Below are 18784 nucleotides of genomic sequence, written 5' to 3' on the forward strand. Positions count from 1 at the left end.
TGTATAAAAAAAGGCATCTGCCTTCGCGCATTCGTCCACCCTGACACGCGGGTACAAACATACTATGACAAGAGTAGAAAAAGCAGGGATCATGTAACCGATGAAACAGGAGGAACAAACATGGGGCATAAGCTCGTTGGAATATTACTAAATGCCGATATGCACCGGGGCGTTCCCCGGCTAAAAACAGGACAGGAGTCTCTATCCAACTATGAAGAGGCCGCGGCGGCATACGGTTTAGTCCCTTGCTTCCTGAAGCTCGCGGACATCGATACGGACACAGGATTTAGTGCCGCCTATATAAAGGGAGCTAATGGATATAAAAGCGTAGTTGTTCCTACGCCTGCTGTTATCCATAACCGGGCAATATACAGCAAAAACAGCCCTGGGATGCAGCGTCTGCTGAAGCACTATCCCCTGATTTTCAATACATGTAATCGATACGGCAAAGATGTGATCCATCAGCTGCTTGAAAAAAATACGGAGTTTCGCGAATATTTACCCGTAACAACGAGAGTCTCAGGCCTAAAAGAAATGATGAATCTTTATCCCGATCTAATTCTTAAACCTTGCCGGGGAAGTATAGGGAATGGGGTCATGCGGCTGGTCCGCAAGGGAGCTCAGCGTTGGACCTTGAGCTACCTCTCCCCTTCGATGCAGCGCTGGAGAAGTATTCCCGTCAATCAGGCGGCGTTGCCACAAGCGCTCCGCGCACGCCTAACCTCCGTGCCTTATCTTGTACAAGAACGTATTCCCCTTGCTGAGATTGGAGGACGTCCCTTTGATCTACGCGTCACCGTTCAGCGCGGCTGGGGAGGAGATTGGCAGGTCACTGGGCTCTTCGCCAAACTGGCTGCCCCAGGGGGCTTTGTCTCCAATATAGCCCGCGGAGGAGAAGCGTTAAGCTCCTCCCTCGCGCTCGAAAAGGCCTTTTCAAGATCCACAGCGGCCCACATCCGTATGTCTGTCGAAATACTTAGCCTTGCAATCGCACGGTGTCTGGAGCAAGACCTTCCCGGACTGGCCGATATCGGACTGGATATAGGCATTACTAAGGACGGACGACTCTTCTTCATAGAATGTAACGGTCGCGACCAACGCTACGGATTTCATAAAGCCGGCCTTACGGAAATTTGGAAAGACAGCTATCGCAGACCTATGGGATACGCGCGTTTTTTAATAGAAACGAACAGTACGGTATATAACAGTTATTGATTTGTCTCCTATTCTATGTCAATATAATGCAGAGCAGAGACGACCCGTATACAACCGTACTGCTGCATTATGGAAGGGAGATGGGCATGGTAAAACAATTGCTACGGCTGATGACCGAGCTATCCTCACACCGGTGGCTTTCACGGTTAATGGGATCTTTTTCTCATAGTAGAATCAGCCGTTTTCTTATCCCGGCATTTATTAAGACTTATCAAATCCCCTCCGCTCAAGCGGAGAAAAATCCTGGAGAATATCTCACTCTTAATGAGTTTTTCAGCCGCCGGCTGAAGCCGGGCATGCGGCCTATTGCAACCGACGCTGACGCTTTGGTTAGTCCCGTAGACGCAACGATTACTGCTATGGGTGACATTAACGCCGGTACGATTATGAATGTAAAAGGGCAGGATTATAAGATCGAGGATCTCCTTAATCACTCCCCGCATCTGGAGCTGTACAAGAAGGGTTTTTTCTTCGTTCTTTATTTGAGTCCTACCGATTATCACCGGATACACTCTCCCCTTACCGGACAAAAGGTGGAGAGCGATTATATTCGCGGACGGGCCTATCCTGTCAACGATTTCGGAATGCGACATATGAAGGGTGTCCTGAACCGCAACGAACGTCTCATTACGTATATTGCCGGGAGTCACGGAGAAACCGCGGTAGTAAAGGTAGGCGCAATGAACGTCAGCAGTATTCGTTATACGGATGATACCGCTGCCGAGTGGCAAATTGGCGATGATCTGGCTTATTTTGAGTTTGGCTCCACCGTAGTGCTGCTCACGGAAAGCGGTACCTTTACCCCGAGACCCAAGCTTGAGGTCAACTCAAAGGTAAAAATGGGCGAACTACTGGGAACGTTGCATCGACCTTTGTAGGGAGATTTAGGCGAATTCCCAGAAAAATTAGAGGGTGCCTCAAAAGCCATGAAATGGCTGCTGGGGTGCCCTCTAATTTTGGGGACTTCGTGTGGAGCACAGTTGCGGAGGCGAACGCTCTAGCTATCGTCCAGCTATCATCTACCTATCGCTAGCCAACGTATACATATCGTCTAGCCATCGTACACCTATCGCTAGCCAACGTACACCTATCGCTAGCTATCGGACCCAGCTGACCTTATACGCGGCTTTTTCGCACATTTGCAAATCTATCGGACTCCACCGCAGCTATTGGCATGAAAAACACCCTATTTGTGCGAGATCTTAGGCAATAGCGGCGCTGGAGTCCGAAACTCCGCCCAAATGTCGATAAATGGGCAGATAGCGGCGGCTGAGTCCGTAAGCATTTGCAGAGCTTTGGTCGAGGCTGGTCGAGCGTTAGTGTAGACTAGTCGAGTGTTAGTTGAGGGCTGGTTGAGGCTGGTCAAGAGCTGGTCGAGAGCTGGTCGAGAGCTGGTGGAAGGTGTGTGCTCGCCGCTATCGGACCCAGATGACCTTATACGCGGTTTTTTCACACATTTGCGATTCTATCGGACTCCACCGCAGCTATTGGCATGAAAAACGCCATATTAGAGTCGATTCTTGGGCAATAGCGACGCTGGAGTCCGAAACTCCGCTCCAATAGCGATAAATGGGCAGATAGCGGCTGCTGAGTCCGTAAGCATTTGCAGAGCGTTGGTGGAGGTTGGTCGAGCGTTAGTTGAGGGCTAGTCGAGAGCTGGTGGAAGGTGGTCGAGCGTTAGTTGAGGGCTGGTCGAGAGTTGGTCGAGAATCAACGGAAAGTTGGTGAAAGGTTAGCCTCAGCGCTATCGGACCCAGATGACCTTATACGCGGCTTTTTCACACATTTGCAATTCTATCGGACTCCACCGCAGCTATTGGCATGAAAAACGCCATATTAGAGTCGATTCTTGGGCAATAGCGACGCTGGAGTCCGAAACTCCGCTCAAATAGCGATAAATGGGCAAATAGCGACGGCTGAGTCCGTAAGCATTTGCAGAGCGTTGGTGGAGGTTGGTCGAGTGTTAGTTGAGGGCTGGTCGAGCGTTAGTGGAGGGCTGGTCGAGCGTTAGTGGAGGGCTGGTCGAGCGGTAGTTGAGGGCTGGTCGAGCGTTAGTGGAGGGCTGGTCGAGCGTTAGTGGAGGGCTGGTCGAGCGGTAGTTGAGGGCTGGTCGAGCGTTAGTGGAGGGCTGGTCGAGCGTTAGTGGAGGGCTGGTCGAGCGTTGGTCGAGAATCAACGGAAAGTTGGTGAAAGGTTAGCATTCAACGCCATCGGACCCAACTGACCTTAAACGCGCCATTTTCGCACATTTAATTGGTCACAAACACACTAATAACAAAAAGGACAGCCCCAAGGCTGTCCTTTTATCTTTTCATGTAACCCACCTATTACACCTGTTGCGCCTATTTAACCTACTACACCTGTTATGCTTATTCAACCTGCTACGCCCTAATATGCTTATTACACCTAATACGCCTGTTACGCTTATATAACCTATTACGCCTGATGCGCTTATTTAACCTTTACGCCCCGTTTTGCTTATTACTGTACATCCGTCATACTCAATACACCTGGTACGCCTATACGCTTATTACACGCCAATTACACATGTCCCTGCTTAGCAACATCAAGCGCCTTGGCCGCTACCTGTTCCGGATCGCCTAGATAAAAGCGACTGATAGGATTCATGTCCTCATCCAGTTTGTACACGAGTGGTACTCCGGTAGGGATATTGAGCTCCAGTAATGCCGCTTCATCAATATCCTCCATAAATTTAATCAATGCACGCAGCGTATTGCCGTGGGCTGAGATAAGCACCCGTTCTTTTTTACGCAAAAGAGGTACGATCCGGTTTCCCCAGAAATCGCCTACACGATGTACAGTGTCCTCCAGGCTCTCTCCACGCGGGATATCTCCCGGACGAACACTGCTGTAGCGAATATCGTTTCTGGCATACCTAGGATCATCAAGCTCCAGCAACGGGGGTCTCACCGATAAACTCCGCCGCCAGATATGCAGCTGCTCATCTCCATATTTTAGTGCTGTCTCGCTTTTACTTAATCCCTGCAATGCCCCGTAATGGCGTTCATTCAATTTCCAAGACTTTTGCACGGGAATCCACAGCAAATCCATCTCATCCAGTACATAGTTAAGAGTTTTAATCGAGCGTCTGAGTACCGAAGCAAAAGCCAGATCAAATGTATACCCAGCGTCCTTCAACAGCTTACCAGCAGTCTTTGCCTCTTGGATACCCTTCTCAGTTAAATCCGGGTCACTCCAGCCTGTGAACAAATTCTGTACATTGTACTGGCTCTCACCATGACGTATAAGTACGATTTCGTACATTTTCTCTCTCTCCTTCCAACTATGAACCTTATATATTCTACCGACGAACAACATTATGCGAAACGTATCGCAGAAAGCTCTCACCTTAGTAATAACCCAATCGTAGAAATAAATATCTACCGCTACCTCATAGTTAGGCCAATTAAACATCCTCAAAGGTACGTGAATGAGGCGTGCATGGAGCGTGAATGGTGTGTGGATATTGCGGTAAATGAGCGTACGCTTCATTGCAGAATGTGCAACAGAAAATCTTAACTTTCACTTGAAGATACATTACATTGTACTTCGTGCAATAGATTATCGTGATAATCTCTAGAAAGGCTGTTTATCCTGAATTTGAATGTAAGATGTGCTTCAGAATTCAAATTCGACTGCTATTAGAGTCAATCTATTGTACAAAATACAACGTGAGGCACGATGAAATGCCCATCAGTTACTCTAATCTTCGACTTAAGTTCATTATATATATCATTTTCTAACAACACAAAAAAACCGGATGCCTCACGGCCCCGGCTATTTATATTTTTAGTCATATCATGCGATTCTATGCTTGCTTGTTCAATTAGAACCAGCTATCCACGACAAAAGCATTCGCCTGCTTTAACCGTTTTAAGCGGTTTCTAAAAATACCTCCGCCTCCACTCTTACAATCCGTGTTGCAAATTCTGCGTCTGATGATCATGCCAAGAGTCTCCTTCCAAGAAGTTATGTAAATTCTCTGTAAACTAAACTGCAAAGTATTTACCCTTGGTTGAACAAACTGAAACAAAAAAAGTGAATCAGCGGATCTCAGATGGACTTTTTCCGGTATATTGCTTGAACTGGCGGCTGAAAAAGAAAATGTCACGATACCCAAGCGCATCTGCTACCTCAGTAACATTCATTCCCGCGTACAGCAGTAAATGCTGAGCACGCTCAATCCGGGCTCGGATGACATAAGACTGCACAGAAGAACCCGTAAGCTCCTTGAACTTAATTGAAAAATACCGCGGTGAAAGCCCCGCACGAGCAGCAAGATCCTCTACACGATGTGCAATCCCCGGATGCTGGCTCACATAGTTCGCTATTTCGTGAATGATTTCTGTCAAATGGTTGCTAACATAACGTTCTACTGGCTTCACACGGTCCTCCCTCAGCAGATGAATCATCAGCTGCTTCAGTACAAGCTGCCCTTCTTCCTCAGCGGCGTAAGTATCCACCAGAAATAGTCGAACGTACCGAGCAAGCAGATGTTCAAATTCAACGGTTTCTGTAAGCTCACGATAGGGCAGCGGAATATCCTTCACCTCTTCGGAGACATCAAAATGAATATATGTAAGTACAAGTGGCTTTTGCGGATTATGTGTAGCACTTGTATGGTCACCCGGACGAAAAAGGAAGCAGCTTCCCTTGCCTACTTGAAAGGGTTCATCGTTACGCACAACCGTCCCTTCCCCGCTCCATACATAAAATAAATCATAATTTTGCAGCGACTTCTCTCTTTTTTGCCATTTCCAGCCCGGCTCGCATACAATCTTAGCCAGAGCCGGCAAAATAACAAAAGAGGACGGCGATGCATGCAGCATAACGTTCCCTCCTAAAAGTTTTGTTAGCATAACCTACTTTAAACTTCTTCGCAAAACTTGCTTCGTAAGCATTTCACTTTGTTTTGTGAGCAAACCTACTTTAAACCTCTTCGCAAAACTTGCTTCGTAAGCATTCGCTTTGTTTTGTTAGCAAAACCCACCTCGTAAGCATCCGCTTTGTTTTGTTAGCAAATCTGCTCTTTCTGACTTCGCAGTGTCTATATAGTTTTGTTTAGCTTAATCTACTCCGAGTTTCTTCGTCAAAATTCGTAAGCATTCGCTTAGTTTTGCATTTCATCTTCTTTATCATACCTTGTCATGTTGCATTTTGTACATCTTCCCACGCCAGATGCAGGCTTGTTATCCCTTCCTCCAGCTCCGCGGCATTCAGATGGGCAAAAGAAAAACAAGCGGCCGGCGCTCCCGGTGATAGCTGATATAACGCGGCATCTCTAAAATCCGTGCCGCGCCTAAGCGCTGCCGCTCGGAAAGCTACAAACTCTTCGCTGCTGCGCAGCCAGCGGGCATATACATGCAAGCCTGCATCACCAGGCAGCAGCTCGAAGAGCTCCTTAAGCCGTTCCGACAGCAGCGTCCTGAGGATGCGTCCGCGTTCACCATAGATGCGTGTCATCCGGCGCAGATGACGGCCATAGCCGCCTGTATTCATGAACCTCGCCAAGGCTCGCTGCTCCAGCAGCCCTACCGGCAAGGGCTCATATAGCGCCTTGGCGGCGATAGTCGGCTTTACTAAAGAGGGCGGAAGCACTGCAAAGCCGAGCCGCAGGCCTGAAAACATCGTGTTTGAAAAGGAGCCCACATATACGACCCGCTCTTCACGATCCAGTGCTTTTAAGGGCTCGATAGGACGCCCAGCCCAACGGAACTCACTGTCATAATCATCTTCAATGATTACTGCATGATGCCGCTGCGCCCATTCCAACAAGGTTCGGCGTCGTTCCAAAGGCAGTACCACACCCGTAGGAAATTGACGGCTCGGCGTAACAAACAACAGCCGGGCATCCCAATCCTCCGGAATAAGACCGTTGCCATCCAGCTCCCCTGCCAGCAATCGGCCTCCGGTGATCTCTACGGCTCGGCGAATCCCGTGAAAGCCCGGGTTCTCAACGACCGCTGAGCCTCCTGCATCCAGCAGCAGCTGCGTCAAAATAACGATGCCTTGCATCGAGCCGCTGAACAATACGATATGCTCTGCATCCGCGCGAATCCCGCGGGTAATCCGCAGATGTGCAGCGATAGCTTTCCGAAGCCCTTCATCGCCTTGAGGTGGACAAGTGCTTTGCAGCAACCCACCTTCCTTCCCTCCAGCATAAGAGAGCGCACTGCGCCATTCGGAGTAAGGAAAATGTTCCATCCGCATACCACTACTCTGGAAGCTCACTACTTTCTTGTTACTCTTTTCATAAAAGGGTATCGGGCGCGCAAGCAGCCGCTTTCCCCACGCCGAGATCGGAATCGTAGTCTCGCTTGCACAATCTCCTCCAGCAGCATCTGCGGCTTCACCCAAAGCCCGGTTCTCACCGTCACTGCCACTGGTAGCTGAAGCAAAGCTATCTTCCGATACGAATGTCCCCCGCCCCGTTTCAGTCCTTACATAACCATCAGCGAGCAACATTTCATACACCTGCGAGACCGATCCGCGCGACAGCTCATAGTGCTTAGCAAGACTTCGTGTAGACGGCAGCGGAGTGCCTCCCGGAAGTGTTCCTTCCAGTATTCCTGCACGGAGCGCGTGATATAACGCTAAATATTTGTAACGGTGTATCGCCAGATATTGATCGTATGCCAGCGTGATATTCATCGTTATCCTCCTTGACCAGCAAGTGGTCCATTAAAAACTATCTTAATTGGTCCTTTTTAATTGTCAACCACTCTACTATTCTTTAAAGAACATTTACATTGGAGCAGACGCTCTAGACTAAAAAAGAAAGAGGACGTGATCCCTATGCGCAGAAAAGAATTCAAAGTAGATCGGGAGGAAGAATTGGTCTCTTTTCTTAACGGAATGAGTTTTGGTTTTCTCGGTACAAGCGATGAACAGGGGCAACCGCGGGTGACACCGCTGAATTTTGTATATACAGATGGTTGTTTCTATTTCCATGGCAGTCATGCTGGTGGCAAAATGAAGTCGATCCGCAATCAGCAGAAGGTCTGCTTTACGGTAGCGGATGAGTATGCCCTTATCCCGTCTTATTTTAGCGATCCCGAGCTGGCCTGCCCAGCAACCGCCTATTTTAAAAGTGTGACCGCCTACGGCACAGCCGAACCTGTTGAAGACATTAGTGAAAAAGCCAGTGTACTCTCCTTATTTATGAAAAAGCTCCAGCCCGAGGGGGGTTATGATTCCATCGATGCAGAGGACCCTAAATATCGTCCCCGTCTAAAGGGTGTTGCCGTTGTGCGCATTACCCCCGATGAGATCACTGCGAAGTTTAAGTTTGGGCAAAACCTAAAAGAAGAAGAGCGCTCCGGCATCATTTCCGGCCTGTCTGAAAGAAATAATCCGCGTGATGAAGAAACGATAGAAATGATGAAAAAATACTGCCCTTTCCACGCCGAATGATATTTTTTAAAAATCGTATCTTTCCAAGTGACGGTTGCAATTGGCGGTGATATAATGTTAGGCAATGTTAACAGTATGTTATCCCCAAAGAACCCTGGAAGGATGAAACTGATGAATCCACTAGCTGGACAATTAAACGAAAGTATCAAAGCAGGAAATGAACATGTGTATGATATGCTCTCTACGCTTGGCAAAGAGATTTACTTCCCAAAAGAGGGCATCCTGAGCCAATCCGCTGAAGCAGGAGCTCACGCCAAGAAATACAACGCAACCATCGGTATTGCTACTGAAGGTGGCGTACCTATGCACCTCGGCGTCATTCAGGATAAACTCTCCGCTTACAGTCCTAAGGATCTTTATAGTTACGCCCCTCCGGCAGGTAAACCAGAGCTGCGTACTGTATGGCGTGAAAAGATGCTGCGCGAAAATCCATCGCTAGAAGGTAAAACCATCAGCAATCCCGTTGTAACCAATGCCCTGACTCACGGGCTTAGCATTGTCGCTGACCTCTTCGCAGAGCCAGGTGACGCGATTATTTACCCGGACAAGAACTGGGAGAACTACGAATTAACCTTCGGAATCCGCCGCCATGGGGAGACCGTTAACTATCCGCTGTTCACAGAAGAAATGACTTTTAACAGTGCAGGTCTGGAAGACGCGCTGCTTGCTCAAAAAGAACGCGGCAAAGCAATTGTGCTGCTGAACTTCCCTAACAATCCTACCGGATATACTCCAGGGATTAAGGAAGGCGATGAGATCGTTGCAGCTATCCTCCGTGCGGCTGAGGAAGGCATCAACGTTGTTGTTGTAAGTGATGATGCATACTTCGGGCTATTCTTTGAGGATTCACTGAAAGAATCGCTGTTCGGCAAACTGGCTCATCTGCATCCTCGTGTGCTTCCAATCAAGATTGACGGTGCGACCAAAGAAGAATTTGTCTGGGGCTTCCGTGTGGGTTTCATCACTTATGCCTCGGAGGACAAAGACCTGCTGGCAGCATTGGAGCAAAAAACACTAGGCATCATCCGTGCCACCATTTCCAGCGGTGCGCATCCTTCGCAGACCTTCGTACTAGACGCCTTGAAATCTCCGGAATTCGAAGCACAGAAGGAAGAGAAGTTCCAGATCATGAAAGGCCGTGCGAATAAAGTAAAAGCACTGCTGGATAGCGGCAAATACGGCGAGGATGTGTGGACGTATTATCCTTTTAACTCCGGTTACTTTATGTGTCTGAAGCTGCACACAGTTGCGGCTGAAGATCTCCGGCTTCACCTGATTCATAATTACGGACTAGGCACTATTGCTTTGGGTGAAACTGACCTACGTATTGCTTTCTCATGTATCGAAGAGGAACAGCTCGAAGATCTTTTCGATCTTGTATACGCAGGTGTTCGCGATTTAGAAAAAGCCTAACTGAACTTTATATAGCTTACAATCAGCTCCGTTTTCATGGAGCTGATTTTTTTTGTACACGAATCCGACATTGGCCTATACACGCCCCTCTCTCCGCACATACAATACGATGTACTCAAGTACAACACACACACCGAAAGGGGAATGAACATGAGCGAAGAAGTTAGAGGCGGATATGGATGTTGTGGAGGTGGCCCATTCACTAGCACTGGCGCCATCCTGGTTCTCTTTATCTTGCTGGTTATCATCAGCCGTTCACTTTTTGTCTAACCATTAATGACAGTCTCGGGAGAGAGCTTTAAGCTCTTTCCTATTTTCAATCCCTTTTTTTACAATAGACGTGGGTGTCCAGTAGGTCATGATAATGGCTGCTGTGACGTCCGCGTCTTTTTTTAAAATCCCACCTTGTTTTTAGCACCAACCGCACCAACCTTCGTTACCTCAGATCACATTTGCCCGCACAAAAGCAGCTATCGGACACCGCAGACCCTAAAGGCAGTATAATCCCATATTTTACTCACTTACGGACCCCAAAGCCGTTATTGGCATGCCAAACCCCAAATATGAACCTCTTCATAGGGAATAACGCCACTGGTGTCCGAACTTCCCCGATAAAGGTTATATATTTGCAAATAACGTCAACTGGGTCCGTAAGCCTCAGGGGATAATTATGATCGGCGGCGGAGGTGCGGGCTTAATGTAGATCCAACAACCACACCTAAAAAAGGCTGTCGCAAACGTAGAAAATCTACGGATGCGACAGCCCAAAAGCTAAAAGTATCTTTACAGCTGATGTATTACAGATTGTACAGGTTGTAGATCAAAACCGCTGCCTCTGCACGGGTGGTAACACCTTGTGGATGAATCCGCAAGCCGTCTCCCTTGATCAGGCCAGCACGTATTAGTGCTGCCACACTGTCACGTGCAAACGCTGATACTTGCTGGCTATCCGTGAAACGGGTCATTGAAGCTCCGTTGCCGGCTGGAAGCTGTCTGCCGGCTGCTGCAATCGCTTTTGCAGCCAATGTCATCATTTCCTGCCGCGTAACAGAAGCGTTAGGATCAAAGCTTCCATCTGGACGACCAGTGGCGATCCCCAACTGCTTCGCTATAGCCAACGCTTCATATCTGTAATCGCCAGGCTGCACATCTGTGAAGCTTTCTGCACTAACGCCTTCCAAGCCAAGCGCTTTTATAAGCAGGAGCACAAAATCTCCCCGCTTCACTTCCGCTTGAGGCACAAATTGATCCTCTGTCATTCCGTTGATGATGCCTTTGGAGCCAAGCACCTCAATCGCATTGCGGGCCCACTCAAATTTACCGATATCCCGGAATGTCTTCTCCGTAAAGGTGATACTGTACGTACCAGAGAGAATTCCTGTAAAGGAAACCATCCCTGTAGCAGCGATATATCTGCCACTTGGAACAACCGTTGGAATCCCCAACGGATTCAGACTATGAATCGTTATATGTCCTTCTTTACCACGTTCTTCTGATCGTGGAATATACGGTAGGGACACCTTAACCCGCATGTCAGGACTGTTCCATACGGCTTCCTGGCCATTGATAGTTACGCTCAGTTTAAATTCTGGACGAGAATCTGAATCCACCTTGGTTATCGTAATTACCCAAGGGGTTCCTGCCTCTTTTGCCGCTTGTTTCAGCAGACTACCTGGCAGCTCCAGCACACCAAATTCAGTATGAACGACCAATGAAGTCTTATCATCTGCAAAGATTATACCGTTTGGCAATTGCAGCTCATAACCCTTAGCTTTAGCTACTGCCGGTATATCAACAGTAACGGCTGAAGTTGCTCCACTTAAGCCTGCTGTAGCAGCCTTTTTCAAGCTCTCCAGGTCTACACTTGCTCTCGCCGCACCGGTATTACTGTTCAGCACTGGTGTTGCTGTAAGGATGGTGCTGCCGGTTACACTGCCAGCATTTCCGCTTGAATTCCCCCCTGTTGTTCCGCTGTTGCCACCCCCTGTGGTACCCCCGCTTCCGGAAGTTGGTGCTGTCGTTGGCCGAGTAGTCGGTTCAATGGTTGGACTTGGGGTTGGTTCAGGCGTTGTTGGTGTAGGTGTTGGATCAGGTTTATCCGCAGAAACAATATATTCAAAACTGGAAATATCACTTGGCTTCCAGCCCTCTTTTACAGCAATCGCCTTAATCGTCTTGCTCTTGCCTACATAAATCACTCCACTATACAGTTCGCTGGCTGCTGTAGGTACAGTGCCATCCAACGTATAATGAATAGACGCTCCAGCTGTAGCTGTAGTTAACTTCACGGCAACCTGCCCTGAATAAGTTCCCCCGGCAGGATCAGCCTGCGGTGCAGACACCGTTTTCATATCAACCACTCCGCTGATCACATACGTGAATGGAGCTACAAAACTGTTCTCCATGCCCTCTTTTACCGCTATCGTACGAAGAACTGTGACTCCTGTTGCGTCAATAGTTCCGGTATAAAGTGGACTGTCTGCTGTAGGCAACGACCCATCGGTTGTGTAATGAATCTCTGCTCCTAATGTCGCTGTAGTAAGGCTGATCGTTTCTAATCCGCTGTAAGCTCCCGGTTTCAAAGAAGAAACGGGTAAGGAAACCTTTGAATGAATCGGCTGCTCTCCTTCTTCCGTCCGTTCCAGCGTAAACCAATCTAGATTGGCACCGTCATTATTGAAGCTCATCCGTACTACCTGTTTTCCTTGCGCAAGTTGTACGACACCACTCGCCAGCGTGTAATTCGACCATCCACCTGTAGTAGGCATAGGCACTGTTGAGAGTTTTGTACCCTTTACAGATATCGTAGTGCTTACTCCGCCTTGTGCTGTAGCATACCGATATACGATTTTATAAAATCCGGCTTCAGTAATATCAAGGACATAATCCATGGAACCCCCTGCAACGGTAAACCCGACATTTCTAAAATCCAGCACACCGCCAGTCATGGTACTCTGAATTCCATTGGGTGTAGCATCGTAATAATTCTCGGCTTCCACCTTTAAAGAACCAGCGCCATCCATGATTTCTTCAGTATAAGGTTCTATTTGAATACCACTTAGCTCGTATCCTGCTGATCCAGCTTGCAGGCGCAGCTTCTGTTCACCCGCCTTCAATTGAAGAACGGTGCGTATGCCAACGGTTTGCGAGTAAAGATTCGGCACATCAACGGTTCTTAATGTCTTCCCATCCTCCGTTTTATAAATAATGCCCTTAGGAGCACCATTCGCGGAAGTCGCGGTAAGCGTAAAAGCATAGTTTCCATCCTGCGGCACATTTACCCAGTAATCGATGCTGTCTCCAGCATCAATGCCGGTCAGCTTCGCTCCGCTGCCTTGACCGCTGACTGTGATCCCTTGCAGCTGGTAGAATTGATCCAGTGCGTTCAAGCTTGTGACTTCTATAGGTGCTGTAGCACTAGTTGTTCCTAAGAGCTTAACCTCCGCACGCAGCACGCCGCCACCACTTGAATCGGCATAAGCATTTGCTGGCACATTTACGGTAAGCTGCAAATCACTATAATACGGGGTATGATCATTCCATGCCAGCGTCAGCTTCACATGGGTAGGGTCAAGTAAGGCAGCTGCCCCAATACTTACATGCCCCTGATCCTTACCTGGGCCCGAGACAGAAATGCTCTGAATGGCATCAGGATTAAATGTTCCTCCTGAAAGGCTGACTACCAATTCATTCCCGTTCACTTGATAAGGCAGAGTACTCGGAGAAAGACTGATGCTCTCTTCGTCGTTGATTGCTGTAACTATAAGAGGCAATTTCAGAACACGTACGCTGCCAAAAGACTGATTTGATTCTGTCTGATACACATCAGCGGTAACCGTAAGAATACGATCCGTGTCGAAATCAATAATTCGCGTACCCGCTAATACGACCTTCGCTGTATAATCATCCACCCGGTATACGCTAACGACAACTGTACCTTCGTAACCTTCAATAGACCAATAAGCGGTGTCCAGTTCAGGTGCATATTTGTCATTTACTAGCTTGACGATAACTTCTGCACCCTCCTCATTTCCTTCTAGCAGAGCAGTCTCCGATTGAAGCGCGGGGCCGATCGTAAGCGACTGCAGATGAAATCCTGCTCCATTTACTTTCATGGTCAGCGTCTGCTCCCCGGCAGGCAAGATTACCGTTCCATTAGCTATTTGCCAATTGGACCATCCCCCCGTCTTCGTCAAAGCATAAGTCGCTGCCGTTACTGTTGCTCCATCCTCTCCCGTCAGCAGTTCCAGCTCTGCATCATCCTGATTAGTAGCATAGGAGATCAGGAGTGGGTAGGTACCGCTGGCAGGTACATTAATCTTGTACTTCACCCAATCGCCGGGGTCAGTATAACCCACTGCATCACCCGTTACTAATACACCTGCAGCTGTCGTGTAGTCTTGCCCTTGAAGCACACCAGGAAGCTCATGTGATCCGGAAGGCGCTTGGCGTAAAGCTAATGAACGGATATTATAACCGTTCCCGTTCGTCTTCAAGGTGAGCTTGTGAATGCCCTTATTCAGAGAGATCAAGGATTGATAATCTGCAAAATCCGCCATACTCTCCGTCTGCTGCACAATTGGAAGCGTAGCAATGACCTTACCATCTTCACTAATCTCCACCGATTTTCCGGCGCCATCGCTGAATTGAGCGGCATGCTTAAATTGAAGTGAATATTCACCGCTCTCTTTAACATCAATTACATAGTCGAAGGTGGACGAGGCGTCTGGCGAGAACCCGCCAATATAACCCTGCTCATTCACAGTGTAAACCCCTTGCGCTTCTTCAAAATCAACAGCACTCACTACACCCGGCACCGTCTGTATACCATTCAGACGTTCCCAGCTATAAGTGCCCACTGATTTCGCCGGCAGCACAGCACTAATTTGCGCACCGTCCACTAGCAATTTGAACGGCTGTGGATCCGACGTCTGGTTGATTACTACCGTCACAATCTCTTTTCCATCCGGACTAGCAAAAGCTACGTTCGTTACAGTACTGCTTGAGCCGTAGTCACTATCAATCCGCACGTACCCCGGTTTAACGAATTTTGTATATTGGCCCATCAGATAATATTCTGGCAGCAGCCAGTAATGGTTACGGTCTCCCGAATCCTGCACAATCGGGGTTGGGTCTGGCGTTCCGGTCCACTGATGGGAGGCAATATCACTGTCCAGCATCGCTACCCAGGAGTTATAGCTGCGGGCCCAATTACGGAAATATTGAGCAATGCGGTCTGCGCCTGAGGTACCCCAGACTGCGCGTTCGGTCAAATATACATTTTTGTCAGGATAGAGATTATGGAGTTGGGTCATCAGACCAAGGTCACCGCCATAATCATGAAAAGCAGTTCCGTCCACCGCATCGTAGGCACCTAATTCAGGATTGCCTAGGATTTGTGCTGGATAGGCCATCGTGTCACCAGGATTATGATCAAATGTCCACAGCTTCACGTCTTTGAAACCATGTTCATCTAATTCCTTCCGCAGCAGTTTAGCCAGCTGGGCTTCTTGCTCCCACGGCATTTTGGTGCTTGGATATTCAATTTCCAGCAAAGGTTCATTCTGCAAGGTCAGACCTTCAAAGGTAATTCCCAGCTTCTCGTACTCCTGTACGAATTTAAGATAATATTTGGCCAGTACAGGCAGATATTCATCCTTCACTTGGCCTTTGATCATACTGTCTGTAGTCTTCATCCAACCGGGAGGGCTCCAAGGTGAGGCAAAAAACTTAATATCCGGGTTGATGTTTTGAATTTTTTTAACCGTGCTGATGATATGGTAGTCAATGTCCTTTTGGATGGAGAAATGCTCCAAATTAATGTCGATTTGTCCTGGAGGCATATCATCGTAGGTATAAAATTGTTTATCTGTAAAGTCAGCCGTCCCAATCGTCAACCTGAGCATACTCATTCCGATCCCCGATACAGGATCAATCATTTTCCGCAGCAATTCCTCCTGCTTCGCCTCAGACATCTTCGCCAGATTATTGACCGTCGATTCCTCCATGGAGGTACCGATCCCTAGAATAGATTGATATTTCCGGTCAGGATCAATATGGAGCTCTGTACCTGCCTTCACGTCGGGAACCACAATATCCAGCTTCGCCTGCTCTTCCAGCTTCAAATCACCCTCTTGATAACGGTCAGCATAATACCACTTCCGATCGGAAGGATCTCGCTCACTCGATACCCAAGAGCTAACTACATCTGACTTAATAACATGTTTAGTGCTTTCCCCGCCATCTCCGGGATTCGATGGATCTACAGGCACATCACCTGTTCGAGTGAAGCTTACCCAGTTCAGGTTGATATCCCCACCGGTAAATTCCAGACGGATCTTTTGCAATCCTCCCTTCTTAAACACAACATTTTCTACAGCTTTCGTCTGCCAATTCTGCCAGCCACCTGTTGAGGTCACGCTTAATGTTCCTAGCTTAGTTCCCTCTGCTGATTTGATGTTGACGCCTGTAGTGCCACTATTAACGGAATAGCGGAAATCGGCTTGATACGTACCTGCTTGCGACACATTCACGTTATATTCGAGCCACTGTCCAGCCGAGGTATAGCCGACATTGAGACCGCCACCTATATCCTGCGTATTTTCAGTTTGCAGTCCTGCGCTTTTGTTCAAAAAATCCTCTGCTTCAATTTTGCCGGGAATCGGCAGGGAAGGAATCTCTGGAGCTTCCGGATCGACAGGAGCGGTTGGAAGCTTTGGTGTTTTCTCATTTTTGGTCAAGCCATATCCCGTTTTGAATAACACATTTGTACTGTTATTGTCTGCCGGATAATTGTTCAAAGTGAATGGCCAACGAATCGGATTTTTGCCTACAAAATCCTTAGTACCAAATAACACATCAGCTACTCCAGCACCCTCTGTGCCTGGTAGCCAAGCTGCCACAAGCCCATCCCAATCTTCCAATTGGCTGGCTATCGTCATTGGACGTCCAGACACCAGTACAACGATAAGCGGAATATTAGGATCAGCAGCACGTATATTCGCAAGTGTCGCCAGATCCTGCTCATCCAGATTCAAGCTGGTCCGGTCGCCATCGGTCTCGGCGTAAGGTGTCTCACCGATAACAGCGATCGCCGCATCATAACCCGCAGCCCCACGCCCATTAAGGTTATATGTGACCGTTGTAGAAGCAGGAACAGCCTCCTTTATCCCTTCGAGGATCGTCGTGCCTTCAGTTATATTGCCCGACTTCCCTTGCCAAGTGATCGACCAGCCGCCGGCTTGGTTACCGATATTATTAGCGTTTTTACCCGCTACGAATATTTTATCCATCCCGCTTAATTGCGATAGAATTGGACTTCCATTTACCTCATCGTTCTTCAAAAGAACAAGCGACTCCGCCACAGCTTGGCGGGCTAATTTGCGGCTTTCTGCTGAGCCAAAAGCACTCAACAGCTCCGGTTCGCTTTTGGGATGCTCGAACAATCCTGAAGCGATTTTGACCTGCAGGATACGTTCTGCCGCATCATCTATGCGCTCAGTAGAGATTTTACCTTCGCCTACAAGTTCTGTGATGTACTTAATCGTATCCTTCCAAACGGTCGGCATCATGAACATATCGACTCCGGCGTTTACGGACACATTCAGCTGGTTCTTCAACCCGCTAACAGCTTTGCCCTCGCTATCCACTGTGATTTGCTGCACAGCGTTATAATCTGAAATAACGAAACCGGTAAAGCCAAGTCCGCCATTTTTCTTGTCACCCTTCAAAACATCGGTCAGCAAATGTTTATGGGCATGCATTTTAAGACCTTGGATGCTGTGATAGGAGGCCATAACCGTCTGCACCCCTGCGTCTACAGCTGCTTTATAAATTTTCAAATCCTTATCCATGATCTCTTGCTCGGTATATTTAGTGATGTTGCCTTGATTTACACCATTATCCGTATAACCTTCACCTAGATAATGTTTTGCAGTTGCCGTGATTGTATCTGTCCCTGCCAATGCAGCAGCAGTCCGTCCTTGCAGACCAAACACATAAGCCGCACCTAGTTCTGCTGAAATATCCTGATTATCACTAAAACCTTCATAGGTTCTACCCCATCTTGCATTATGAGGGGAGGCTATCGTTGGGGCAAACGTCCAGTTCGCTCCTGTTGCGGCTACTTCCTTAGCAGCAGCTGCACCAATAAGCTCAGTCAATGCGGGATCATTAGCAGCCCCTAGGCCAATATTATGCGGAAAAAGCGTCGCGCCTTTGACATTGTTATGTCCATGCACCGCATCCACCCCATAGAGCAGCGGAATGCCTAATCTGGTAGACAATGCACCATCCTGATAACTATCAATCAAACTTCTCCAGTTATCGCGAGTGCTGTCACTTTCTTTTCCGTTAGGGAATGAGCCTCCCCCGCTGAGTACAGAGCCAAGAGCATATTTCTGTACCTCCTCAGGTGTGACGGCAGCTCTTTCTGCTTGAACCATCTGCCCAATCTTCTCTTCCAGCGTCATTCGGGATAATAGATCCGCAGTGCGCTCCTCCACACTTTTTGTGGGATCATAGTACACTGGAACTCCTGAGGCATCCGCTGCGGCCCGAGGTATACCCGCCTCAAGCACATTCAAGAATAAGGATGATAGTAAAAGCGCCACCATGAATATTGATAATCTTCTTTTCACGCCTGAATCCTCCCCCAATACTGTTTTGTTGGTACGGATGACTACGCCTATGAATGGAAGCGTATACACGATGTAAGATACAG

The 18784-nt window shown here is 48.1% G+C and carries 9 protein-coding genes; 5 read left to right on the plus strand and 4 right to left on the minus strand.

The annotated features are described in order from the left end of the window. Positions 1-120 precede the first annotated feature (120 nt). Positions 121-1215: a YheC/YheD family endospore coat-associated protein gene (locus NSQ91_RS26585; protein ID WP_076305679.1), complete on the plus strand. Its 1095-nt coding sequence runs from the start codon at positions 121-123 to the stop codon at positions 1213-1215. A gap of 86 nt (positions 1216-1301) precedes the next feature. Next, positions 1302-2093, plus strand: a complete 792-nt coding sequence (gene asd / locus NSQ91_RS26590) for an archaetidylserine decarboxylase (protein WP_076130450.1) — start codon at positions 1302-1304, stop codon at positions 2091-2093. A gap of 1663 nt (positions 2094-3756) precedes the next feature. Here asd and gpmA read toward each other — a convergent pair. The 3 genes from gpmA to pdxR form a co-directional block, all read right to left on the minus strand. Further along, positions 3757-4500, minus strand: a complete 744-nt coding sequence (gene gpmA, locus NSQ91_RS26595) for a 2,3-diphosphoglycerate-dependent phosphoglycerate mutase (protein WP_076141983.1) — start codon at positions 4498-4500, stop codon at positions 3757-3759. Positions 4501-5279: 779 nt separating this feature from the next. Next, a complete protein-coding gene (locus NSQ91_RS26600) occupies positions 5280-6065 on the minus strand; it encodes a helix-turn-helix domain-containing protein (RefSeq protein ID WP_076304897.1) in 786 nt (261 codons plus the stop codon). A gap of 316 nt (positions 6066-6381) precedes the next feature. Next, on the minus strand, positions 6382-7887 hold the full coding sequence (gene pdxR / locus NSQ91_RS26605; protein ID WP_076184749.1) for a MocR-like pyridoxine biosynthesis transcription factor PdxR: 1506 nt from the start codon (positions 7885-7887) through the stop codon (positions 6382-6384). Positions 7888-8031: 144 nt separating this feature from the next. Between pdxR and NSQ91_RS26610 the strand changes: the two genes are divergently transcribed. From NSQ91_RS26610 to NSQ91_RS26620, 3 genes are all read left to right on the plus strand, one after another. Beyond that, complete coding sequence (locus tag NSQ91_RS26610; protein ID WP_076304898.1) at positions 8032-8649, plus strand: pyridoxamine 5'-phosphate oxidase family protein; 618 nt, start codon at positions 8032-8034, stop codon at positions 8647-8649. A gap of 111 nt (positions 8650-8760) precedes the next feature. After that, a complete protein-coding gene (locus NSQ91_RS26615; RefSeq protein WP_036679816.1) occupies positions 8761-10062 on the plus strand; it encodes an aminotransferase class I/II-fold pyridoxal phosphate-dependent enzyme in 1302 nt (433 codons plus the stop codon). 150 nt (positions 10063-10212) lie between these two features. Beyond that, a complete protein-coding gene (locus tag NSQ91_RS26620; RefSeq protein ID WP_212592220.1) occupies positions 10213-10332 on the plus strand; it encodes a YjcZ family sporulation protein in 120 nt (39 codons plus the stop codon). 527 nt (positions 10333-10859) lie between these two features. Here the strand turns inward: NSQ91_RS26620 and NSQ91_RS26625 are convergent. Beyond that, complete coding sequence (locus tag NSQ91_RS26625) at positions 10860-18701, minus strand: glycoside hydrolase family 3 N-terminal domain-containing protein (RefSeq protein ID WP_340920590.1); 7842 nt, start codon at positions 18699-18701, stop codon at positions 10860-10862. Positions 18702-18784: the final 83 nt, after the last annotated feature.

It is taken from the genome of Paenibacillus sp. FSL R7-0048, from assembly GCF_038004505.1.
GTDB classification, from domain to species: Bacteria; Bacillota; Bacilli; order Paenibacillales; family Paenibacillaceae; genus Paenibacillus_AQ; species Paenibacillus_AQ odorifer.